Source organism: Mycobacterium sp. BMJ-28 (assembly GCF_054404835.1).
Map to the genome: position 1 here is coordinate 3,672,697 of NZ_CM136783.1, position 22,260 is coordinate 3,694,956.

Here is a 22,260-nt window from a genome sequence, read left to right on the forward strand (position 1 = left end):
CCGTGTGGACCGGCGGGCATCAAATTGCGATGCAGGTGAGGCGGTCAGAGGCCCTGGGTGGCCGTGAAGGTTTTACTGACCGACGACGGTGTGCTGGTGACGGCGCCGTTGACCACCACGTAGTAGCCGTCGGAGACCGTCAGGATGATGGTGTCGCCGGTGGCGGTGCCGGTGGTGCTCAGAGTCGACAGACCGGAGTTGTAGGACGCACTGCCGTGCTGGGGCTGCTTGGTGATGGTGTAGGTGAGCGAATCGCTGTCACCGTCGCTGCCCGACAGGAATGTCCACGTGGTGTACGTGTGCAAGAAATTGCTTCCGTTGGTCTTCAGCCCGTCGCCGATGGTCGGTGCGCTGTTCACCGCGTAGATCGGCACCTTCACCGTGTACTGCGTGCTGCCGCCGAACGCATCGGTGATCGTCACGTCGAACGAGTCGGCGACGGTGTTTCCGGACGCCCCGATCTTGGCCGCATCGTGGTAGTACGAACTGGCCAGCAGCTTGTCGATGGTGTACGAGAACTTTCCGTCGGCGCTGACGTCGACGATGCCGCCGTTGACCGTCGAGAACGATCCCGTGCCGAAGCTCACCGAATCGCCGTCGGCGTCCGAGGTCGCGATGGAACCAGCGGTCGACTGCCGGTTGTAGATCAGCGCGTAGTTGCTCAGCGACGAGCTGGTGATGGTCACGGACCCGCCGGCCGGGGCCGCGTTGGCCACCGGCGGTGCCACGTTCACCGTGAACGTGACCGACCTGCCGTTGATATCGGTGCCCTTGATGGTGAAGGTGTCGGTCGGGTCGGTGCTGTGTCCCAGTCCCGAATTCCTGGTGTAGGTGTAACTGCCGTCGCCGTTGACCGTCACGCTGCCCTTGACGCCGTCGGTGCCCTTGCCGTAGCTCAACAGGCCCACGTCCGCGGTCGGGATGTCGAGCTTGCCGCTCTGCACATTGGTGGCCGTCCCCAGCGTGGTCGTGCTGGCCGCGACGATCGGGACATTGACGGTGGCCGTGGAGCTGCCGCCGTGCCCGTCGTAGATCGTCACCTTGAACGAGTCGCTGCCGGTGGCCGTCGAGGTCGGGACGTAGACGAAGGATCCATCCGGCTTCAGTTGCACCAGACCACCTTTGGTGGTGTAGCTGGACGTGGTGCTGGCGCCGGCCGGGTTACCCGCGTTGACCAGGCTGTAGGTGAGTGCGTCACCGTCGCTGTCCGAGCCCGACACCGAACCCCGTACCGCGCCCAGCGTGTCGGCCGAGCCGACGGACACATTCGAGGACGGCTTGTCGTTGTCGGTGACCAGCGGCACCGAGAAGGTGATCGCCGAGGTGCCGCCGAAGCCGTCGGACACGTTGATGGTGACGGTGTCGACCTTGTCTGCGGGGGTGGCATTGTCGGCGCCGGCCTTGTGGTGGGCGTCGGTGTAGGCGACCCAGCTGTACAGGAAGCCGCCGCCGGAGGTCACCGTGACGGTGCCGCCGCGGCTCGTACCGTAGATGCCGCCGGCGAACGTCACCGGATCACCGTCCGGGTCGGTGGCAGTGAACGTCCCGGTGGTGGTCTGGGTGCTCGGCGTGATCACGGTGCCCTTGATCAGCGAGGAGTCGGACACCGTCGTGGTCGCGCTGCCGCCGGCCGGGGCGTTGTTGGCCAGCGGCGGCGCCACGTTCACGGTGGCCAGGGTGACCGACCGGCCGTTGGCGTCGGTGCCGACGATGGTGAAGGTGTCCGCGGCGGTGATGTTGTGTCCCAGCGCCGGATTGCGGGTGTAGGTGTAGGTGCCGTCGGCGTTGACCACCACGGTGCCCTTGGCCGCGCCGGTGCCCAGGCTGTAGTTCAGCAGCCCGGCATTCGCGTTCGACACGTTGAGCTTGCCGTTCTCCACCCCGGGACCGGTCGACGTGGTCGACGTGCCGATGGTCAGGTTGGCCAGAGGTGTCACCTTCACCGTGGATGAGCCGCCGTGTCCGTCGCTGATGGTGACGTAGAACGAGTCGGTGTCCAGGCCGGGGATGAAAGCCGTGGAGGGTTTCGGGATGAACGTGTAGGACCCGTCGGCGGCCAGCTGGACGATGCCGCCCCCGACCGAATAGGACGAACCGGTGCTGGCGCCCGCCGGGTTGGACCCGTTGACCAGGCTGTAGGTCAAATTGTCGCCGTCCAGATCGGTGCCGAGGATGTTCCCGCGCACGATGCCGTTGGAGTCGGGCAGGCTCACGCTGGGCAGACCACCGGGGTCGATGTTGCTGCCCAGGATGTTCACCGCGATGGGCACGTCGACGGTGCCGCCGTGCCCGTCGCTGACGGTGACGGTGAACGAATCCGATTTGTCCTGCGCCGTGGCGGTGGTCGAGGCGGCGAGGTGCCGGGCGGTCAGCGACGCCGCATAGCTGAACGAGCCGGTCAGCGCCCCGACGGTGACCAGACCACCCTTGCCGGTGGTGAAGGTGATCGGGCCGTAGCTGACGATATCGCCGTCGTCGGGGTCACTTGCGGTGACTTTGCCGGTCACCACGCCCAGCGAATTCGGTTGACCCACTTGCACATTGGTGACCTGCGGCAGCGAGTTGTCCGAGACGATGGAAATGGCGACGGATTTGACGGTGATGCCGCCGTGGCCGTCGGTGACGGTGATCGTCACGGTGTCGGTGAGCGGGATGCTCGCCGCGGTATGCCGCGCCGCGGCCGTCGGTGTGTAGGTGAATGTGCCGTTGCCGAGCGTGACGGAGCCGGTCAGCGTTCCCAGCAGGTTGATCGCCGAGTAGTGCAGGTTGTCGCCGTCGTCATCCTTGACGGTGAAGGTGCCGGTCACCACGCCGGTGCTCGGGTTGATGTTGGTGACCTTCGGGTCGGAGGTGAACACCGGCCACGTGTTGAGCTGCAGATCGGGCGCGACGGCGACGGTGATATCGACCGTGGTAGTACCGCCGAAGGCGTCGCTCACGGTCACGGTGAAGGTGTCCGACTTGTCAGCGGCGGTGGCGTCGTCGGCGCCGGCCGCGTGCCGGGCCGCCAGCGTCGGGGTGTAGGTGAAGTCACCGGTGAGTGCGCTGACCAGGACGGTGCCCTTGCTCGTGGTGATCAGCACCGGCCCGTAGGAGATGAGGTCGCCGTCATTGTCTTTACCGGTGATCTTGCCGATGACGGTGCCCAGCAACGCATTCGGATCACCGACCGTCACGTTCTGCACGGTGGGGTCCGCGTTGGAGGGCACCACGTCGACGGTGACCGACTTGAACGCGATACCGCCGCGACCGTCGTTGACCGTGATGGTGACCAGGTCCTTGTTCAGACCGAGCGAAGCGGCCAGGGTACCGGCCGCGGTATGGCGGGCCAGATCGGTCGGCGTATAGGTGAAGCTGCCGTCCGAGTTCACTGTGACGTTGCCGTACAACGCGATTCCCGAATACGTCAGGGGGTCGCCGTCCGGATCGGTGGCATGCGAGGCGCCGGTGACCACACCGGTCACCTGGTTGGTGGCGATCACGTGCGGGCTGCCGTCGGAGTCGAACTCGGGCAGGTTGTTCAGTCCGCTGCCGGCGTAGTGGAAGCTCACCGTGTAGTACGCGTCGTTGCCGTCCGGGTTGATCGGATGCGCGAGCAGACCCAGGCTGTCGTTGACCCGGACGGTGAAGGTGACGTCGGCGCCGTCGCGCAGGCCCGCCAGCGTGGGGACGTAGCTGAACGAACCGTCGGCGATCATCAACACGGCGCCCTGGTTCGGCTGGCTGTCCACCCAGTAGGTCAGCGGGTCGCCGTCGGGATCGTTGCTGGTCAGCTTGTAGGTACCCGGCAGCGGTCCGGTGGCCACCAGGGTGGGGGCGCCCGGCAGGTGGTTGGTGGCCAGCTTCTCGTAGCGCTGGTAGGCGGCGACCATCAGGATGTACACCGGAACGGTGAACGGTGTCGGGGCGCCGTTCCAGTAGGTGCCCTGCAGAATCTGGTTGATCGCGACGACCCACCCGGCGGCGACCTGCGACGGTGCCAGGATCGGATCGGCGTCGTAGGCCGGCAGCAGCTTCTCCAGCTGGGTGGCGATCGCGTTGATCACGGTGACGAACGGCTTGAAGGCTGGGATGGTGGGCGGCTTCGGGACGAGGTCGGTGATCGCCGAGGCGAGGGCGTTGGGTGTCGGTGTACTCACCGAGGCGCTCATCAGCGCCGGGGTCGAGGTCGCTGTCGACTTGGACTTGGAACCGGTCTCGGTGCCGGTGACGATGACGGGGTCTTTGACACCCTCCGAGCCGGTTTCGGTCGTCGTCCCGGTGGCGGTCCCCGGGGTTTCCGTACCGGTCGCTTCGACGATCGGGGTCTCAGTGGTGACGGTGCCCGTTCCGGTTGTCGTGCCCGAGGTCGGTGAGGTGCCGGAGGTGCCCGAGGTCGGGGACGTGCCGGAGGTGCCCGCGCCCGCGGATGAGCCGGAAGTCGAACTGTGCGCGCCGCCGGAGCTGCTCACCGTGGTGGTGGGTCCGCCGTTGAGACTGGTCGTGGTGGTCGAACCGGTGGCGCCGGATGTCGATGTCTGCTCGGTGGTGGTGCCGCCGGTGCCGGTGGATCCGCCCGTGCCCGTCGAGCCGGAGGTGGCCGTGCCGGTGCCGCTCGTCGGCCCGGTGGTGGTGCCGGTTCCGGTCGTGCCGGTCGTGCCGGTCGTGCCGGTGGTCTCGGTCGAGCCGGTGCCGCCGGCGGACCCCGTGGTGGTCCCGGTGGTGGTCCCGGTGGCTCCTGGCGACGAGTCGCCGTTCGGCGGATTGTTGTCTCCGGTGTCCGCCGCCGCGACGGCGGGCGCGGCAGCGACCGACAACCCCAGGAACGCCGCGACCGCGAACTCGCTGGCACGCTTCCGGGTTTTCGCTGAACTCTTGCGATGAGCCGCCACGGTTTTCCTTCCCGACTCCCCGGCCGGACGCCGCTTCGGCAGCGGCGTATCCACCGGGTTCTTAATTGACTGCCGCGAAAGTTAACACGCGCGTCAATAGAAAGGCAGCTTTTCCTGAGAAATCACTGAGTCGGGTCTTTCCGGAGGCCGGTGACCCGGAGTTAGAACAGGTTCCTGTTGCTGAAGTGACACGCCTGTGCACGCAGCAAGCGGGATCTGTGGCCGCTAACGGGCCGACATCAACCGTTCGACGTACTTGGCGATCACATCCACCTCGAGGTTCACCGGGGTGCCCACGGCGGCCCGCCCGAGGGTGGTCAGTGCCAGCGTGGTCGGGATCAGCGACACCTCGAACCAATGCCCCGTCGCTGCGCTCGCCCCACTGTCATCCCCCGTCGCTGCGCTCGCCCCGCTGCCATTCCCCGTCGCTGCGCTCGCCCCGCTGCCCAGCCCGGACACCGTCAGCGAGATGCCGTCGACCGTGATCGAGCCCTTCTCCACCACGTACCGGGACAGGTCGGCGGGCAGCGCGATGCGCACCACTTCCCAGTTCTGCGACGGCGACCGCGAGACCACCCGGCCGGTGCCGTCGACGTGGCCCTGCACGATATGTCCGCCCAGCCGGCTGTTGACGGCCGCGGCGCGCTCCAGATTGACGTGGCTTCCGACGCCGATGGCGCTCAGGCTGGAGCGGTTCAGGGTCTCGGCCATCACGTCGGCGGTGAACGCACCGTCGGCGCGCACCTCCACCACCGTCAGGCACACCCCGTTGACGGCAATGGAGTCGCCGTGGCCGGCGTCGGAGGTCACCACCGGACCCTTGATGACGAGTCGGGCCGCGTCTTCGAGCGTGTCGATGCCGACGATCTCGCCGAGTTCCTCAACGATTCCGGTGAACATGACCACCAGGCTAGTGGGAAGTGTTCGACCGGCCCCCGACGGTGTAGGACCGGGCCATCCAGGCGCACCCATTACGATGCTGGGTATGCAGACGCGCCAAATCCGTGCGGTCCGATTCTCTTCCCGTTTCCTGATCCCCTTCCTGGCCGTGTTCCTGGCCGCGCTGGGACTCGTCGGGTGCTCGTCGTCGCCGAAGAAGAACGACGCCCCGCTCCCCGACGCCGCCACGCTGCTCAAGCAGTCCAGCGACACCACCCGTGCGCAGACCAGCGCGCACGTGGTGCTCACCACGACCGGCGATATCAAGGCCCTCCCGATCACCGTCCTCACCGGTGACATGACCCTGACGCCCGCGGTCGCCGCCCAGGGCAAGGCCGACATCATGTTCCTCGGCCAGAAACTCTCGGACGTGAAGTTCGTGGTCTCCGACGGCAACCTGTACGGGGCCATCACCGCCGGCGGCGCGATGGAGAACTTCGGGCCGGCCGCCGACATCTACGACATCTCGAACATCCTGAGCCCGGTGAACGGGCTGTCCAACGTGTTGACCAACATCTCCGAGCCCAAGGCAGAGGGCCGGGAGTCGGTGAACGGCGCGGACGCGGTGAAGATCACCGGCACCCTGCCCGCCGACGCGATCAACAAGATCGCCCCGCAGCTCAAGGTCGGCGGACCGATCCCGGCCACCGCCTGGATCCGCGAGGACGGCGACCACCAGCTGCAGCAGGTCAAGTTCGACATCGAGCAGGGCAAGAGCATCCAGATGACGCTGTCGGACTGGGGTAAGACCGTCACCGTCGACAAACCCGCCGCCTGATGCCGGCCCGCACCAACCGCGGCCTCGCGATCGGCGCGGGTGGCTTGGCCGTACTGCTCGGCGCGCTGGACACCTATGTGGTGATCGCGGTGATCCGCGACATCATGGCCGCCCCGCCCAAGGGCATCGGCATCCCGCTGAACCAGATTCAGCAGGTCACCCCGATCATCACCGGGTATCTGCTCGGGTACATCGCGGCCATGCCGCTGCTGGGCCGGGCCTCCGACCGGTTCGGGCGCAAGCTGGTGCTGCAGGCCAGCCTGCTCGGCTTCGCCGTCGGCTCCGTCGTCACAGCGCTGTCCACCGATCTGACGATGTTGGTCATCGGCCGGGTCATCCAGGGCACCGCCAGCGGTGCGCTGCTGCCGGTCACCCTCGCACTGGCCGCCGATTTGTGGTCGGCACGCAACCGGGCCACCGTGCTCGGCGGGATCGGCGCCGCCCAGGAATTGGGCAGCGTGCTGGGACCGCTGTACGGCGTTTTCATCGTGTGGGCGCTGAGCAAATGGCAGGACGTGTTCTGGATCAACGTGCCGCTGGTGCTCATCGCGATGGTGCTGATCCATTTCAGCCTGCCCTCGCGGGACCGCACCGCCGCACCACAGAAAGTCGATGTGCTCGGCGGCGTGCTGCTGGCCGTCGCGCTCGGTCTGGCCGTGGTCGGGTTGTACAACCAGTCCCCCGACGGCAAGCAGCTGCTGCCCAGCTACGGCCCGCCGGTGCTGATCGCGGCCGCGCTGGTGGCCGTCGGCTTCTTCGTCTGGGAGAAATTCGCCAAGACCCGGCTGATCGAGCCCGCCGGGGTGCACTTCCGGCCGTTCCTGGCCGCCCTCGGTGCCTCGCTGTGCGCGGGCGCCGCCCTGATGGTGACGCTGGTCAACGTGGAACTGTTCGGCCAGGGTGTGCTCGGCAAGGGCCAGGACGAGACGGTGTTCCTGCTGCTGTGGTTCCTGGGTGCCCTGCCGATCGGCGCGCTGATCGGCGGCTGGCTGGCCACCCGGATCGGCGACCGCATCGTCGGCTTCGTGGGCCTGCTGATCGCTGCGTTCGCCTACTGGCTGGTGTCGCACTGGGACACCAATGTGCTGACCGCACACCATGATCTGGGCGTGGTCGCACTGCCCACGTTCGGCACCGACCTGGCCTTGGCCGGTCTGGGGCTGGGCCTGGTGATCGGCCCGCTGACCTCGGCAACCCTGCGGGTGGTGCCCGCGGCCGAGCACGGTATCGCCTCGGCACTGGTGGTCGTGTCCAGGATGGTCGGCATGCTGATCGGCATGGCCGCGCTCAGCGCGTGGGGCCTCTACAAGTTCAACCAGTTCCTGCAGGAGCGGCTGGCGGCCCTGCCCGCGCCCAAGGCCGACACACCCGGCGGTGTCCTGATCGCCCAGGGCGCACGCCTTGGCCAAGCCACCAAAGAGGCCTACACCATGCAGTACGCCAGCATCTTCCTGATCACCGCGATCGTGTGCGTCGTGGGTGCGGTGTTCGCGCTGTTCGTCAGCGGCCGCACCGAGCACGCCGATGACACCGAAACCGACTCGGCGGCAGCAGAACCCGTCGAGAGCACGGCCGGCGACGGCCCCCGGCACGCGAAGTAACTCAGCAGCGTTCGACGCCGCGCCGCATGGCCTTGGGCTTGTGGCGCGGCGCGGGCGTGCCGCCGAGGCCGGGTGCACCCGCCCGCAGGGCACCCCACACCAGCGATTTGACGGACTGCGGAGTCACCGGGGAGATGGCCAGCCAGTCCTGCAGGGCAGTCATGCGCGTGGTCCTTTGTTCGACATTCTGCGCGACTCGTCGGTGAAAGCGCCTTTGCCAGAATTGTACCGGCGTACCTATTTCTGGTGGGGCACTCGACCCGCGGCTGTGCCGTCCGTCACACCGGCGGCGTCAGGAACCGTTGGGCACCAAGCTCAACCGCACGTCGGGGCCGATTGTGTCGATGGCGTCGAAACGCCAGCGCTGCGCCCCGGCGATGTTCAGCACGCCGACATCGTCGACGGCCGTGATCGGGCCGCCCAGCAGGATCGGCGCCACATACGCCAGGATCCGGTCGATCACACCGGCCCGCAGGAACGCCCCGGCCAGCGTCGGTCCACCCTCCACCAGCACGGCGGTCCGGTCTGACAGGGCCCGCATCACCTCAAGGGGGTCACGGGTCCGGATCACCATGGTGTGCGAATCGTCGTTGAGCACATTGGCTTCCGACGGGATCTCGCGCTCGCCGACCACCACCCGCAACGGTTGACTCGCGGCCAGGCTGCCGTCGGGCAGGCGCGCGGTCAGTGTCGGATCGTCGATGTACACCGTGCCGGTGCCCACCACGATGGCGTCCACCGCGGCCCGGTGCCGGTGCACATCGAGGCGGGCCGCCGCGCTGGTGATCCACTGGCTGCTGCCGTCGGCGGCGGCGCTGCGCCCGTCCACGCTCGTCGCGAACTTCCATGTCACATGCGGTAATCCGGTGCGCTGCTTGTGCAGCCACTCCCGCAGCGGACCGCTGCGCACCTCCGCCGCACTCAGCCCCGCGACCACCTCGACCCCCGCATCGGCGAGTCGCTGCGCACCGCCGGCGGCTTGCGGGTTGGGATCGGCCACCGCGTACACCACCCGGGCCACGCCCGCGGCCAGCAACGCGTCCACACACGGCGGGGTGCGGCCGTGATGGTTGCACGGCTCCAGGGTGACCACCGCGGTGCCGCCGTCGGCCCGCGCCCCGGCCTGCCGCAGGGCGACGACCTCGGCGTGCGCGCCGCCGGGCGGTTCGGTCCCCCCGACCCCGGCCACCTGTCCCCCGGCGTCCAGGATCACCGCGCCCACAGGAGGATTCGGGTACGTGGTGCCCTTCACCCGTTCTGCGGCCTCGATGGCCGTCCGCATGGGGACCTCGAACGTCATAGGGTCAGGTGCCGCGATGCCGACGCCGCCTGGGCGCGCAACCGCCGCACCGCATCCGCGGGATCCTGCGCGCTGTACACCGCCGATCCGGCGACGAAGCAGTCCACTCCCGCCTCGGCGGCCGCCTCGATGGTGTCGGCGTTGATGCCACCGTCGATCTCCACCACGATCTGCAGCTCACCGGCGTCCACCAGGCGGCGCACGGTACCCACCTTGGCCAGCACCTCGGGGATGAAACTCTGCCCGCCGAAGCCCGGTTCGACCGACATCACCAGCAAGGTGTCGAAATCACGCAGGATCTCCAAGTAGGGGTCGATCGGGGTGCCCGGTTTGACGCTCAGGCCGGCCTTGGCCCCGGCCGCCCGGATGTCCCGGGCGACGGCCACCGGATCGGTGGTCGCCTCGGCGTGGAAGGTCACGTTGTAGGCGCCGGCTTCGGCGTACGGAGGTGCCCAGCGCTCGGGATCCTCGATCATCAGATGGCAGTCCATCGGGATGTCGGTCACCTTCAGCAGGCTCTCGACCACCGGCAGGCCCAGCGTCAGATTCGGGACGAAATGGTTGTCCATCACGTCGACGTGCAACCAGTCCGCGCCGGCCACCGCGGCGACTTCGTCGGCCAGCCGGGCGAAATCGGCGGACAGGATGGAGGGAGCGATGAGGGGCCCTGGCATGGCCGACAGCGTACTTGCCCCGCTCAGTTCACCCGCAAAGCAGCCGCGAACATGGCATCGGTGCCATGCCGGTGCGGCCACAACTGCACATACGGCCCGTTGCCGAGGCGGTCCACGCCCTCGAACAGCTCACGCGCATCAAGGGCCTGTACCGGCTGGCGGCGTAGCGCATCGGCCACCACACCCACCGTCTCGGCCAGATGCGGTGAGCAGGTCGCGTACAACACCACACCACCGGGACGGGTCAGCCCGATCGCGGCGGCCAACAGTTCGCGCTGCAGTTTGCCCAGCGCCGGCACGTCGCCGGGCTGGCGGCGCCAGCGCGCCTCGGGCCGGCGCCGCAGGGCGCCCAGCCCGGTGCACGGCGCATCGACGAGCACCCGGTCGAAGCTGCCGGCGGGCAGGCCGGATTCGCGGCCGTCGACCCGCAGCACCTGCACACCCATGCCTTTGGTGTTCTGCTCGACCAATTCGGCCCGGTGCGGGGTCGGTTCGACGGCGACGACCTCGGCATCGCCGGCGAGTGCCGCGATCAGCGCCGTCTTGCCACCGGGTCCCGAACACAGATCCAGCCAACGTCCGCCATCGGCGCCCTCGGTGGGCGCCAGCGTGAACGCCCTGGCCACCAGCTGCGACCCCTCGTCCTGGACCTGGGCCGAACGGTCGCGCAGCGCCTTCAGCTCGCCGGGATCGCCACCGGTCAGGTACACCGCGTACGGCGAGTACCGGCCGACGGTGCCGTCCACCTGGGTGGCCAGTTCTTCGGCGGTGAGCAGCCCGGGCCGGGCCGCCAGGTGCACCGCCGGCCGGGCGTCGTCGCTGGCCAGCAGCTCGGTCAGTTCGCCGGCGTCGGCACCGAGCGCGTCGACGAACGCCTGGGCCACCCAACGGGGATGCGCGTGCATCAGCGCGGCGTGGCCCACCGGGTCGGTGGCCGCGGGCGGAGCGATCTCGGCGAGCCAGGACTGCTCATCCCTTTCAGAGATGGTGCGCAGCACGCCGTTGACGAAACCCGCTCGGGCCGTGTCGAACTCGATACCAGCCTGGTCGACGGTGGTGTCCAGCGCGGCATGCGGGTCCACCCGGGTACGCAGCAGCTGGTAGGCGCCGAGGCGCAAAAGGTCCAGCAGGACCGCGTCGATCTGGTCGACCGGCCGGCCCGCCGCCGCCACGATCACCGCGTCGAGCAGGCCGCGTGTCCGGCAGGTGCCGTAGGTGAGTTCGGTGGCGAATGCCGCATCACGGCCGCTGATGCCGCGCTCGCGCAGCAACGCCGGCAGCGCGAGGTTGGCGTACGCGTCGCGCTCACTGACCGCGCGCAACACGTCGAAGGCGGCCCGGCGTGCCGCGTCCAGCGGCTTGCGGCGCGACGACTTGGCGGGCGCTTTCTGCTGCTTGGGATTGTGGTATCGGTTCATCGCGCACGTACCCCTTCGTCGAGCCGCGCACCGCGCGCCCAGTCGGCTGCCTTCATCGGCTTCTTGCCGGGCGGCTGAATCCAGCTCAGCTGCAACGGATGTGAACCGCTGCCGATCCAGACATCGCGACGGCCCACCTCGATCTGGCCGGGCGCCAACGGCTTTGCGTCGCCGTCCTGGCGCACGGTCACCGGGCCCACCTTCAGCCGGGTCTCGCCGATCGTGGTCCAGGCGCCGGGGTTCGGTGTTACCGCACGGATGCGCCGGTCCACGGCGTGCGCGGGCAACTCCCAACGCACCCGGGCCTCCTCGACGGTGATCTTGGGGGCGACGGTGACCCCCTCGGTGGGCTGCGGCACCGGTACCAGGGCACCGTCGGCGATCCCGTCCATGGTGGCCTCCAGAAGTTCGGCACCCGACACCGACAGCCGGTCCAGCAGATCCCCCGCCGTGTCGTCCGGCCGGATCGTCTCGGTCAGCACCCCGTACACCGGTCCGGAATCGAGCGCGGGTTCGATCAAGAAGGTCGTCGCTCCGGTGACCGCATCGCCCGCGGCGATGGCGGCCTGCACCGGCGCCGCGCCGCGCCAGGCCGGCAGTAGCGAGAAGTGCAGATTGATCCAGCCGTGTGTGGGCACCGCCAGCAGGTCGTCGCGCAGCAGCGCACCGTAGGCCACCACCGCACACGCCTGCGGGGCGAATTCGGCCAGTTCCGAAACGAACTCGGGACTGTTGGGCCGGGCCGGCCGCAGCACCGGGATGCCGTGTTCGGTCGCCAGCTGCGCCACCGGCGACGGTGCGGGGGTACCGCGCCGTCCGGCGGCCGCGTCCGGGCGGGTCAGCACGGCGACCACCTCATGACGGGGTGAATCGATGAGCCGGCGCAACGAGGGCAGCGCGGGTTCCGGTGTTCCGGCGAAGACGAGACGCACCGCGCCAGTGTAGGGCCCGCTATCGCGGCGCCTGGTAGAACTCCCGCTCGCCCACCCCGGCCAGCGGCGCGACGAACATCCCGGGCATGGTGGCGATCAACCGATTCAGGGTGGCCACCGCGTCGTTGTAGTACTGCCGGGCGAAGGCCAGCTTGTTCTCGGTGTCGGCGAGATTGCGCTGCAGATCCAGGTAGTTCGCCGAGGAATTCAGCTGCGGGTAGTTCTGCCCGACCGCCAGCACCCGGCCGACGGCGTCGTCCAGGTGCCGTGCTGCGGTGCTGCGCTGGGCGACCGAGGTGCCCGCGGTGGCCGCCGTCAGCTCGGCACGCGCGTCGCTCACGTGGTCCAGGATCGCCTTCTCGTGTGCGGCGAACGAACCGACGGTGTGCACCAGGCTGGGGATCAGGGCAGCCCGCCTGGTCAGCTCGACGTCGATCCCGGACAGCGCTTCGGCCACCCGCACCTCGGCGCCACGCAGCCTGTTGAAGCCGGCCACGAATCCGATCAGCACCGCCACTGCGATGAGCAGTACCAGAATCAACAAGAACCTCACCATGATCCGCCTCCTCCTCCGCCGCCGCCCCCACCGCCACCGCCACCGCCGCTGGAGCCACCGCTGCTGCTGCCACCGGACGAAGACGACGCCTGCGATGCGGTGTAGGCCCCGATCGACGAGGACAGTGCCGAATCGAAGCTGTCGAAACTGGGGGCACCGGACCCGCCGGAGAAGTGCGACGAGTCGCTGGACGACGAGTGGTACCAATCCGGTTGCGGGGCAACAGCACCCGTCGCGGCCTGGTACTTCTGCGCCCACAGCGCCGCGGCTCCGGCAGCCACCGCGAACGGCACATAGGCGGTGTAGAGGTCTTTGCGGGCGGCGAAATCGAAACGCGTCTCGGCCGAATCGGTGGACAACATCCGGTGGAACCCGCCGGCCTGTGACCACAGCTGCCGGCCGGCCTCGGTACGCCGCGAGCCCACTCCGTCGCTCCACGAGCGCACCGACAACACAAAGAACACCGTAAAAGGCAACGCCCACAATGTGATCGGAAACCCCCATCGGAAGAAACCGCACACCATCAGGATTGCGGCGGCCCCGTTGGCCGTACGCACCCACAGCTCCTTCTTGCGCTTCACCACCAGACCGTCATCGACCGCCCACTTGTGCACGGCCACCGACATGTCGGTCTTGGCCTTGCTGAGCTTCTTGCCGGAGCTCGCCGCCTTCTTCGCCGAGAATTCGGTGCCGGGACCGATCACCTTGAGCGCGGACCCGACCGCCACGCTCACCTGGTCCACGTCGGCCCACGCGCCGGCGCCCGCGATGCCGCTGACCTTCCAGTGCTTGTCGCTGATCTGGCGCAATTCGACGAGCCCACGCTCGGCCAAGTAGAACAGCGTCGCGGTCAGCCCCTCCTTGGGGACCGACTCGGTGCGGATGTACTCGCACTGCACCGGTCCCAGCCCGGGCGGCGGCGCGTACTGCAGCGGGAATCCTGGCGGTGGTTCGACGGTGGTTCGGTAGGCCAGCACCGCCCCCAGGCCGGCCAGCACCGACAAGCCCAGCAGTACCGCCACCCGGGTGGGCGACTGCCCCAGTATCCGGTCGAACTGGTAGGGCCACCACAGTTCGGTACGCGCCGGGGTGGGCACATCGACGCCGGCGCGCAGGGTGACCGGTGTGCGCGGTTGCAGCCCGGTGGCCCGCAGCGTCACCGTGTCACCGCGCACCGTCAGGTCGGTGCAGGGCCGGCCGGCGCCGAAACCGACCGAGCACTGCGCTCCGGCCACGTTCGCCGGCAGCGTGACGGTGACGGCGACCCGGTGGATGATGTTGTTCCAGGACGGTGCGATCACGTTCCAGTAGAACGCCGTCTCGGCCGACGGACGGCCGGTGGCCGACGCGAAACGCTTGTCCGCGCCCACTTTCCCCGGGTCGAGCACCCCGTCGATGTGGTAGCGGATCTCGAAGACGTGCCTGCCCCAGTCCAGGGTGACGTCCGGCGATCCGATCTTGGCCACCCGGAACCGTTCACCGTCCTCCCAGAGCAACCGGTAGGGCGCGGGTTCGCCGTCCATCAGGATCGATTCGATCTGCGGTACCTGACGCACCCGGGGGCTGTTGAGGTTGGCGACGTCCCAGTAGCGGAAGATGCCGTGGCGGCCGCTGGGGAACTCGCCGGTGATGGTCTCGACCGCGTCGAGACGGCCGCCCACGTCGACGTGGTAGGTGGCGGTGTAGTCGGCGATCTCCACCGGATCGTCGGCCGGATGCCCCGACGACCCCGTGCCGCCGCTGAAGATCACCGGCCACAAAAAGCCAAAGGCGATGAGTACCAACAGGATCGACCACCGGAACAGTCGTCCCATACCCACCTCCTGTGTGTCGGCTGTGCCTTACCCTATGTGTAGCGGGTCCATTTGCACACGCACCGGCTGCTGATCGTGGCGGGCCGACATCGTGTTGACCGCCTTGCGCAGCGCCGCGGCGAGGTCCAGGCCGGTGTCGCGGGGCACCCGGACCAACATCCGGCTGATCGGGCTGTCCACCGAAACACCCGGTGGCCGGCGGGCGCCGGGCGGCAGGTCCACCGGTCCCAGCGGCTCGGCGCCGGCCGGCAGCGGCGCGGCATCCAGCAGCGCCGTGACCGCCTCAGGGGAGCCGTCCAGCACCGCCAGGTGCACGGCCGGGGGCAGGCCCACCTCCACCCGCGCGTCGAGCTCGATCTCGGCGTGACCCACCGGATCCCAGCGGATCAGCGACTGCACGGTGGGAATCACCGATTCGGCGATGACGGCCACCAGCCCACCATCGGCGCGGCTGCGCACCAGGGCCGCCGCCGCCATCCAACGCCGCAGCGTGTCCTCGGCCGCGCGCAGATCCTGGCGCCCCAGCAGGGCCCAGCTGTCCAGCAGCAATGCGGCGCCGTAACCGCCGGGGGCCACCGGTTCGGCGCCCGGGGTGGCGACAACCACGGCGGGCTCGTCGCTCACCGTGGCGAGCACCGCGTCACCGCCGGAGGTGATGACGGCCGTGCCGGGCAGGGCCCGGCCCAGTTCCTCTGCGGTGCGGCGGGCGCCGACCACCACCGCACGCACCGCATCGGAGCCACAGCTCACGCAGCGCAGCGACAGCTCGGTGCGGGCGCACCACCGGCACACCGCGCCGTGGGCATCGCGGTCCGTCAGCGAGAGCGGCCCGGTGCAGTGCCTGCAGCGGGCCACGGTGCGACACCGCGCGCAGGCCAGCGCCGGGATGTAGCCGCGGCGCGGCACCTGGACCAGCACCGGGCGCCCGGCCTGCAGCGCGGTCCGGGCCGCGCGCAACGCCATCGACGGCACCCGGGCGGTCCGAGCGGCCGGATCGCGCTCCTGGTCGAAGGCGCTGTCGTCGACCGCGACCACCCGCGGTGCACGATCGCGCAGCACCGCGCGGGCAGCCACCAGATCCAGCGCCCACCGGCTGCGCACCAGGGCTTGGGCCTCGGCGGTCCTGGAGTAGCCACCGATCAGCCCCGCGCAGCGCAACTGATGGGCTCGCAGCATGGCGACCTCGCGGGCATGCGGATACGGGGCGCGCGGCTCGGCCAGATTGTCGTCGCCGTCATCCCAGATGGCCACCAGGCCCAGATCCTCCACCGGAGCGAATACCGCACTGCGGGTACCGATCACCAGCCGGGCGTGCCCGCGCAGGACGGCCAGCCAGCGCTTGTACCGCTGCGACGGACCCAGGCCCGCCGACAGTGCGACCACCCTGGACTCGTCCACGCAGGCGCAGGCCGCCGCGTGCACCGCGTCCACATCGCGCTGGTCGGGCACGATCAGCAGGGCACCACGACCGGAGTTCACCGCCACCGCGGCGACCTCGGCGAGGCGCTGCGCCCAGCGCTCCCCCGGCATGGCCTGCCACACCGCCCGGGCGGCCCGCCCCTCGCGCACCGCCGACAGGTACTGGGCCCCGCGCCCGTAGGCGGCCCAGCCCGATTCGTCGATCGTGCGTTCGGCCGGCGGCGGCGGCAATTCGGCCGTCACCTGTTTCTCGGCCCTGGCGTGCCGCGGTGGGACGGCCAGCCGCAGCACGTCGGCGCGGGTGCCGGCATAGCGGGCGGCCACCGCGTCCACCAGCCTGCGCACCTCCGGGGTCAGCACCGGCTCGGCCGAGACCACCCTGTCCAGCCACCCGAGCTTGCCGGAATGGTCGGTGTCCGAACGCCTTTCGAGGACAAACGCATCCACCAATCGGCCGTGGAAACGGACCCGCACCCGCACCCCGGGCTGGGCGTCGTCGGACTGGTCGGCCGGCACCAGGTAATCGAACTCGCGGTCCAGGTGCGGCACCGACAGCATCGGCAGCACCCGCGCGATCGGCTCGTGGACGGCGGCGGATACCACGTGTGCGACGGCCCCGGCCTTGGCGGTGGGCGTCACCGCTCGCGGCCGAAGAAGAAGCCCGCCGTGATCAACAACAGCGATGCCGCGTAGGCCCACCAGATCGGCACCGCCAGCGACTCGGATCCGAGTACGAACTTGCTGATCCCGATCATCCCGTCCGACACCGCGAAACACACCGCGCCCAGCGCCGTCCACGGCGTCGGCAGCCGCGCCAGCAGGGCGGTGCACACCATCGCGCCCAGCACGCCGATATAGACCACCACCGGCACCGCCATGCCCTGCTCCAGCAGCCGCGGCCAGAACCACACCAGTAGCGCCAGGCAGGCCACCAGTACCGCCGCGGCGGCAGCCAGTCGCCAGGTGCCTGCCCGCGCCAGCGGGTACAGAGCCGTCAGGAAGCACAGATGCGCCAGCAGGAACGCCCCCAGCCCCAACACGAACGACGGCGTCCACCACGGCAGCGCCAGCAGGAAGTCACCGGCCGCCGAGAACACCAGTGCCGGGACCAGCCAGCGTCGCTCCCGCGGGACAGGGTGCCAGAGCGCCGCCGCGGCCAGCAGCACCGCTGCGCTCGCCTTGACGGCCGGCTGCCCGCCGAACTGGCCGGTCAGCGCGGCACCGGCGGGCACCCGGGCCGCCACCGCGATGAGGAAGAGGCCGTAACCGGCACCCGCCAGGAGTGCGAGCACCCACAGCAGCCGGGTCGGCCGCGCTGCGTACGGTGATGCCATGCCTGAATCCGGTACCGACAGACCCGCCCTGGACGCCATTCTGGAAAAGGTACTGGAAGCGGTGCCGTTCCAATTGACCACCGACGGCGGCGCCGAAGCGGCCCGCGAACGGTTCCGGGCCCTGCCCCGCCGCCCGGTCCACCAGCACCTGCGGGTGCAGGACCGCACCATCGAGGGTGTGCCGGTGCGGATCTACTGGCCGGACACCACGGAGGCCACCCCGCCGGTCACCCTGTTCTTCCACGGCGGTGGCTGGGTGGTCGGCGATCTGGACACTTACGACGGCACCGCCCGCGAACACGCCGTCGGCGCGGCCGCGGTGGTGGTGTCTGTGGATTACCGGCTGGCCCCCGAGCACCCGTACCCGGCCGCCGTCGACGATGTCTGGGCGGTGACGCAATGGGTGGCGGCGCACGCCGAGGAACTGGGCGCCGACCCGCAACGGCTTGCGGTGGCGGGTGATTCGGCCGGCGGGAACCTCGCCGCGGTGGTGGCGCTGCTGGCCCGCGATGCCGGACTGACGCTGCGGTCGCAGCTGCTGTGGTACCCGGCCACGACCTGGGACACCTCGCTCCCGTCGTTCACCGAGAATGCCGACGCGCCGATCCTGGGCCGCGGCGCCGTCGGTGGGTTCTCCCTGCTGTATGCCGGGGACACCGACCTGCGCAACCCGCCTGCGACGCTGGTCCCGGCTCGCGCGGAGTCCCTGGCCGGTGTCGCGCCGGCCTATATCGCCGTCGCCGGCCATGACCCGCTGCGCGACGACGGCGCACGCTACGGCGAACTGCTGACCGCGGCCGGGGTGCCCGCGACGGTGGACCACGCGCCCACCCTGGTGCACGGCTATCTCGGTTACCACGGCGTGGTACCGGCCGCGACCGACGCCGTCGATCGCGGGCTGGCCGCACTTCGGGCCGCGTTAACCTGAGGCATGACCGCCACCCGACCCCCCGTCGACCCCAACCTCAAGGCCCTGCTTGATGCCGTACCGATGGTGTTCACCAAGGCCGAAGGGGTGGAGGTGGCCCGGGCGCGGATGCGCGCGGTGAAGCCGCCGCCCGAGCTGCTGCCGCAACTGCGGATCGAGGAACGCATCATCGGCTACGGCGACCTCGCCGACATCCCGGTGCGGATCTACTGGCCGCCGGTGCCCCAGCACGACAACCTGCCGGTCGTCGTCTACTACCACGGTGGCGGTTGGGCCATCGGCGACCTGGACACGCACGACCATGTGGCACGGGCACATTCGATCGGGGCCGAGACCATCGTGGTGTCGGTGGACTACCGGCTGGCCCCCGAACATCCGTTCCCGGCCGGTGTCGAAGACGCCTGGGCGGCACTGCGCTGGGTCGGTGACCACGCCGGCGAGCTGGGCGGGGACCCGGCGCGCATCGCGGTGGCCGGTGACTCCGCGGGCGCCAACCTGTCCGCGGTGATGGCCGTGCGGGCCCGCGACGCCGGCGGTCCGCCGCTGGTGTTCCAGCTGCTGTGGTACCCGGTGGCCGTCGGCGACCGCACCGCCCCGTCGTTCTCGGAGAACGCGGACGCCTACATCCTCAACGGCGAAGTCATCGAGGCGTTCCTCGAGTGGTACCTGCCGGGGGCGGACCTCGACGACCCGGCCGCACTGCCCGCCGATGTGGCACCGGCCAACGCCGCATCGCTGAGCGGGCTGGCACCCGCGTTCATCGGGACCGCCGAGCATGATCCACTGCGCGACGACGGGGGCCGCTACGCCGAGCTGCTCACCGCCGCGGGTGTGCCGGTGCAGCACAGCAACGAACCGACCATGGTGCACGGCTACGTGAGCCTGGCGCTGGCCTCCCCCGTGGCTACCGAGGCCACCGACCGCGGGCTCGCGGCACTGCGGGCGGCGTTACACCGATAGGCGGAACACCATGGCCGAACCGGATTTTCACACCCTGATCGTCGGTGCCGGATTCTCCGGTATCGGTGCCGCGATCAAGCTCGACGCGGCCGGCCTGACGGACTATCTGATCGTCGAGGCCGGCGAGGAACCCGGCGGCACCTGGTATTGGAACACCTATCCCGGTATCGCCGTGGATATTCCGTCGTTCTCCTACCAGTTCTCGTTCGAGCAGAGCCCGAACTGGTCGCGGACCTACGCCCCGGGCCACGAACTCAAGGCCTACGCCGACCACTGCGTCGCGAAATACGGTCTGTCCGCCAGAATCCGCTACCGCACCGAGGTGACCGGTGCGGTGTTCGACGGCGCCGTGAACCTGTGGCGGGTCAGCACCGGCACCGGGGAGATCACGGCCCGGCACCTGATCAACGCCGCGGGCGTGCTCAACGTCCCCAAACTGCCCGATATCGACGGGGTGGACACCTTCGCGGGCACCACACTGCACACCGCGCGCTGGGATCACCGGGCCGAGCTGACCGGCAAACGGGTCGCCGTGATCGGGACCGGCGCCTCCGCGGTCCAGCTGATTCCGGAGATCGCCCCGATCGTCAAGCAGCTCATCGTGTTTCAGCGCACCCCGATCTGGTGCTTCCCCAAATTCGATGTGCCGCTGCCGGCCCCGGCCCGCTGGGCGATGCGGCTGCCCGCCGGGTCGGCGGTACAGCGCGCGCTGAGCCAGGCCTATGTCGAGATCACCTTCCCGCTGTCGGCGCAGTATCACGGCGTGTTCCCGCTGTCCAAGGGCGCCGAAGTGATGGGCCGCAACTACCTGCGCCGCGAGGTGCCCGACCCAACCCTGCGCGAGGCGCTCACCCCGCGCTACGCGGTGGGCTGCAAACGGCCGGCCTTTCACAACGGCTATCTGTCGACCTTCAATCGGGACAACGTGTCACTGGTGACCGAACCCATCGACCACATTGTGGCCACCGGCGTCGCGACCACCGACGGCATCACCCACGATGCCGACATCCTGGTGCTGGCAACGGGTTTCAAGGTGATGGACGTGGACTCGGGCACCTTCGCGGTGATCGGATCCGGCGGACAGTCCTTGGCGCAGTTCTGGTCCGAACACCGGATGCAGGCCTACGAGGGTGTCAGCGTGCCCGGCTTCCCGAACTTCTACAACGTCTGCGGGCCCTACGGGTACGTCGGATCGTCGTTCTTCGCGCTGATCGAGGCACAGACCCGGCACATCGTCCGATGCCTGACCCGGGCCCGGAGCGAGGGCGCCACCCGAGTCGAGGTGCGCCGCGAGGCCAATGACCGGTACTTCGCCGAGATGATGCGCAAACGGCACCGCCAGATCTTCTGGCAGGACAGCTGCGCCACCGCCAACAGCTACTACTTCGACCGCAACGGCGATGTGCCGCTGCGGCCGGCCAGCACCGCCGAGGCGTACTGGCGCAGCCGCCGCTTCCCGCTCGACGACTACGCCTTCACCGCATAAGGCGAACTAGACGGAAGCCTGCAGCTCTTCCACCTTGTTCAACTGCTCCCACGGCAGGTCGATATCGGTGCGGCCGAAGTGGCCGTACGCGGCGGTCGGCGCATAGATCGGGCGCAGCAGGTCCAGATCGCGGACGATGGCGCCGGGGCGCAGGTCGAACACCGCGGTGATGGCCTTCTCGATCCGGGCCGGGTCGACGGTCTCGGAACCGAAGGTCTCGACGAACAGACCGACCGGGGCCGCCTTCCCGATCGCGTAGGCGACCTGCACCTCGACCCGCTCGGCCAGACCGGCGGCCACCACGTTCTTTGCCACCCAGCGCATCGCGTACGCCGCGGAGCGGTCCACCTTTGACGGATCCTTACCGGAGAACGCGCCGCCGCCGTGGCGGGCCCAGCCGCCGTAGGTGTCGACGATGATCTTGCGGCCGGTCAGGCCGGCATCACCCATCGGGCCGCCGAGCACGAACTTGCCGGTCGGGTTGACCAGCAGCCGGAAGTCGGAGGTGTCCAGCGTGTCGTGGTTCAGGTCGGCCAGCACGGTGTTGACGACCTTCTCCCGGATGTCGGGAGCAAGCGTGTTGTCCAGGTCGATCCCGGCGGCGTGCTGCGTCGAGAGCACCACGGTGTCCAGCCGCACCGGGGTGTTGCCGTCGTACTGCACGGTGACCTGGGTCTTGCCGTCCGGGCGCAGATAGTCCAGCACGCCGCTCTTGCGCACCTCGGTGAGGCGACGGGCCAACCGGTGGGCCAGCGCGATCGGCAGCGGCATCAGTTCCGGGGTGTCCTTGATGGCGTAACCGAACATCAGGCCCTGGTCACCGGCGCCCTGCAGGTCCAGCGGATCGCCGGCACCCTCGACGCGGGTCTCGTGGGCGGTGTCCACGCCCTGGGCGATATCGGGCGACTGGCGGCCGATACCGATGTTGACGCCGGCGGTCTCGCCGTCGAAGCCCTTCTCCGAGGAGTCGTAGCCGATCTCCAGGATGCGCTCGCGGACGATGTTGTTGATATCGGCGAACGCCTCCTTGGCCGAAGTCGTCACCTCGCCGATGACGTGCACCTGGCCGGTGGTGACTGCGGTCTCCACCGCGACACGCGACTTGGGATCGGCGGCCAGCAACGCGTCGAGGATCGAATCGCTGATGGCGTCACAGATCTTGTCGGGGTGGCCTTCGGTGACCGACTCGCTGGTAAACAGCCGACCTGCGCTCACAGTGTCTTCCTCCAAGTAGTTAGGTAGTCGAATCG

At 69.4% G+C, this 22,260-nt stretch carries 18 protein-coding genes; 6 read left to right on the plus strand and 12 right to left on the minus strand.

The features are described from left to right. Positions 1-44: 44 nt before the first annotated feature. Positions 45-4,139, minus strand: coding sequence for a beta strand repeat-containing protein (locus ACXPWS_RS18180; protein WP_458708000.1), 4,095 nt, complete (start codon positions 4,137-4,139; stop codon positions 45-47). On the opposite strand from ACXPWS_RS18180, the gene ACXPWS_RS18185 reads away from it, so the two are divergent. After that, a complete protein-coding gene (locus ACXPWS_RS18185) occupies positions 4,099-4,863 on the plus strand; it encodes a hypothetical protein (protein WP_458708001.1) in 765 nt (254 codons plus the stop codon). The two genes, ACXPWS_RS18180 and ACXPWS_RS18185, sit on opposite strands and share 41 nt — an antisense overlap. Positions 4,864-5,096: 233 nt before the next feature. Here ACXPWS_RS18185 and ACXPWS_RS18190 read toward each other — a convergent pair whose 3' ends face one another. Next, on the minus strand, positions 5,097-5,771 hold the full coding sequence (locus ACXPWS_RS18190) for a riboflavin synthase (protein WP_458708002.1): 675 nt from the start codon (positions 5,769-5,771) through the stop codon (positions 5,097-5,099). 85 nt (positions 5,772-5,856) lie between these two features. On the opposite strand from ACXPWS_RS18190, the gene ACXPWS_RS18195 reads away from it, so the two are divergent. Both ACXPWS_RS18195 and ACXPWS_RS18200 read left to right on the plus strand, forming a co-directional pair. Continuing rightward, positions 5,857-6,588, plus strand: coding sequence for an LppX_LprAFG lipoprotein (locus ACXPWS_RS18195; protein ID WP_458708003.1), 732 nt, complete (start codon positions 5,857-5,859; stop codon positions 6,586-6,588). Further along, a complete protein-coding gene (locus tag ACXPWS_RS18200) occupies positions 6,588-8,189 on the plus strand; it encodes an MFS transporter (RefSeq protein ID WP_458708004.1) in 1,602 nt (533 codons plus the stop codon). Before ACXPWS_RS18195 ends, ACXPWS_RS18200 begins: the two co-directional genes overlap by 1 nt. A 1-nt stretch (position 8,190) precedes the next feature. On the opposite strand, the gene ACXPWS_RS18205 is transcribed toward ACXPWS_RS18200, so the two are convergent. The 9 genes from ACXPWS_RS18205 to ACXPWS_RS18245 all read right to left on the minus strand — a co-directional run bounded on the left by ACXPWS_RS18205 (position 8,191) and on the right by ACXPWS_RS18245 (position 17,636). Next, positions 8,191-8,352 carry a hypothetical protein gene (locus ACXPWS_RS18205; protein ID WP_458708005.1) on the minus strand — a complete coding sequence of 54 codons (162 nt, stop codon included), beginning with the start codon at positions 8,350-8,352 and terminating at the stop codon, positions 8,191-8,193. A gap of 129 nt (positions 8,353-8,481) precedes the next feature. Further along, entirely contained in the window at positions 8,482-9,489 is a 1,008-nt protein-coding gene (gene ribD, locus ACXPWS_RS18210) for a bifunctional diaminohydroxyphosphoribosylaminopyrimidine deaminase/5-amino-6-(5-phosphoribosylamino)uracil reductase RibD (RefSeq protein ID WP_458708006.1), read from the minus strand. Next, positions 9,486-10,163 (minus strand): ribulose-phosphate 3-epimerase, encoded by a 678-nt coding sequence (gene rpe, locus ACXPWS_RS18215; protein ID WP_458708007.1) that lies wholly within the window; start codon positions 10,161-10,163, stop codon positions 9,486-9,488. The genes ribD and rpe overlap by 4 nt, the downstream gene beginning before the upstream one ends. A 23-nt stretch (positions 10,164-10,186) precedes the next feature. Then, the gene (locus ACXPWS_RS18220; RefSeq protein WP_458708008.1) at positions 10,187-11,581 is read right to left on the minus strand and encodes an RsmB/NOP family class I SAM-dependent RNA methyltransferase; all 1,395 of its coding nucleotides are present in this window, start codon (positions 11,579-11,581) and stop codon (positions 10,187-10,189) included. Further along, positions 11,578-12,513, minus strand: coding sequence for a methionyl-tRNA formyltransferase (gene fmt, locus ACXPWS_RS18225; protein ID WP_458708009.1), 936 nt, complete (start codon positions 12,511-12,513; stop codon positions 11,578-11,580). The genes ACXPWS_RS18220 and fmt overlap by 4 nt, the downstream gene beginning before the upstream one ends. Before the next feature lie 19 nt (positions 12,514-12,532). Then, complete coding sequence (locus ACXPWS_RS18230) at positions 12,533-13,069, minus strand: LemA family protein (RefSeq protein WP_458708010.1); 537 nt, start codon at positions 13,067-13,069, stop codon at positions 12,533-12,535. Continuing rightward, positions 13,063-14,883 carry a DUF2207 domain-containing protein gene (locus ACXPWS_RS18235; protein ID WP_458708011.1) on the minus strand — a complete coding sequence of 607 codons (1,821 nt, stop codon included), beginning with the start codon at positions 14,881-14,883 and terminating at the stop codon, positions 13,063-13,065. The genes ACXPWS_RS18230 and ACXPWS_RS18235 overlap by 7 nt, the downstream gene beginning before the upstream one ends. A gap of 27 nt (positions 14,884-14,910) precedes the next feature. Then, a complete protein-coding gene (locus ACXPWS_RS18240) occupies positions 14,911-16,860 on the minus strand; it encodes a primosomal protein N' (RefSeq protein ID WP_458713588.1) in 1,950 nt (649 codons plus the stop codon). A 77-nt stretch (positions 16,861-16,937) separates the two neighbouring features. Further along, the gene (locus ACXPWS_RS18245; RefSeq protein ID WP_458708012.1) at positions 16,938-17,636 is read right to left on the minus strand and encodes a lysoplasmalogenase; all 699 of its coding nucleotides are present in this window, start codon (positions 17,634-17,636) and stop codon (positions 16,938-16,940) included. On the opposite strand from ACXPWS_RS18245, the gene ACXPWS_RS18250 reads away from it, so the two are divergent. Genes ACXPWS_RS18250 through ACXPWS_RS18260 form a run of 3 tightly spaced genes read left to right on the plus strand, consistent with a single transcriptional unit; the run spans position 17,635 to position 21,010 of the window. After that, positions 17,635-18,564, plus strand: a complete 930-nt coding sequence (locus ACXPWS_RS18250; protein WP_458708013.1) for an alpha/beta hydrolase — start codon at positions 17,635-17,637, stop codon at positions 18,562-18,564. The two genes, ACXPWS_RS18245 and ACXPWS_RS18250, sit on opposite strands and share 2 nt — an antisense overlap. A 3-nt stretch (positions 18,565-18,567) precedes the next feature. Beyond that, positions 18,568-19,524, plus strand: a complete 957-nt coding sequence (locus ACXPWS_RS18255) for an alpha/beta hydrolase (RefSeq protein ID WP_458708014.1) — start codon at positions 18,568-18,570, stop codon at positions 19,522-19,524. 10 nt (positions 19,525-19,534) lie between these two features. After that, entirely contained in the window at positions 19,535-21,010 is a 1,476-nt protein-coding gene (locus ACXPWS_RS18260; RefSeq protein WP_458708015.1) for a flavin-containing monooxygenase, read from the plus strand. A gap of 6 nt (positions 21,011-21,016) precedes the next feature. Here the strand turns inward: ACXPWS_RS18260 and metK are convergent, their stop codons facing one another. Continuing rightward, a complete protein-coding gene (metK, locus tag ACXPWS_RS18265) occupies positions 21,017-22,225 on the minus strand; it encodes a methionine adenosyltransferase (RefSeq protein ID WP_458708016.1) in 1,209 nt (402 codons plus the stop codon). Positions 22,226-22,260: the final 35 nt, after the last annotated feature.

Bases quoted from the DNA above. Each gene is read 5' to 3' on its own strand.
- ACXPWS_RS18190 (WP_458708002.1), bottom strand. From the start codon at position 5,771: ATGTTCACCGGAATCGTTGAGGAACTCGGCGAGATCGTCGGCATCGAC.
- ACXPWS_RS18195 (WP_458708003.1), top strand. From the start codon at position 5,857: ATGCAGACGCGCCAAATCCGTGCGGTCCGATTCTCTTCCCGTTTCCTG.
- ACXPWS_RS18200 (WP_458708004.1), top strand. From the start codon at position 6,588: ATGCCGGCCCGCACCAACCGCGGCCTCGCGATCGGCGCGGGTGGCTTG.
- ACXPWS_RS18205 (WP_458708005.1), bottom strand. From the start codon at position 8,352: ATGACTGCCCTGCAGGACTGGCTGGCCATCTCCCCGGTGACTCCGCAG.
- ribD (WP_458708006.1), bottom strand. From the start codon at position 9,489: ATGACGTTCGAGGTCCCCATGCGGACGGCCATCGAGGCCGCAGAACGG.
- rpe (WP_458708007.1), bottom strand. From the start codon at position 10,163: ATGCCAGGGCCCCTCATCGCTCCCTCCATCCTGTCCGCCGATTTCGCC.
- ACXPWS_RS18220 (WP_458708008.1), bottom strand. From the start codon at position 11,581: ATGAACCGATACCACAATCCCAAGCAGCAGAAAGCGCCCGCCAAGTCG.
- ACXPWS_RS18230 (WP_458708010.1), bottom strand. From the start codon at position 13,069: ATGGTGAGGTTCTTGTTGATTCTGGTACTGCTCATCGCAGTGGCGGTG.
- ACXPWS_RS18235 (WP_458708011.1), bottom strand. From the start codon at position 14,883: ATGGGACGACTGTTCCGGTGGTCGATCCTGTTGGTACTCATCGCCTTT.
- ACXPWS_RS18240 (WP_458713588.1), bottom strand. From the start codon at position 16,860: ATGCTGTCGGTGCCGCACCTGGACCGCGAGTTCGATTACCTGGTGCCG.
- ACXPWS_RS18250 (WP_458708013.1), top strand. From the start codon at position 17,635: ATGCCTGAATCCGGTACCGACAGACCCGCCCTGGACGCCATTCTGGAA.
- ACXPWS_RS18245 (WP_458708012.1), bottom strand. From the start codon at position 17,636: ATGGCATCACCGTACGCAGCGCGGCCGACCCGGCTGCTGTGGGTGCTC.
- ACXPWS_RS18255 (WP_458708014.1), top strand. From the start codon at position 18,568: ATGACCGCCACCCGACCCCCCGTCGACCCCAACCTCAAGGCCCTGCTT.
- ACXPWS_RS18260 (WP_458708015.1), top strand. From the start codon at position 19,535: ATGGCCGAACCGGATTTTCACACCCTGATCGTCGGTGCCGGATTCTCC.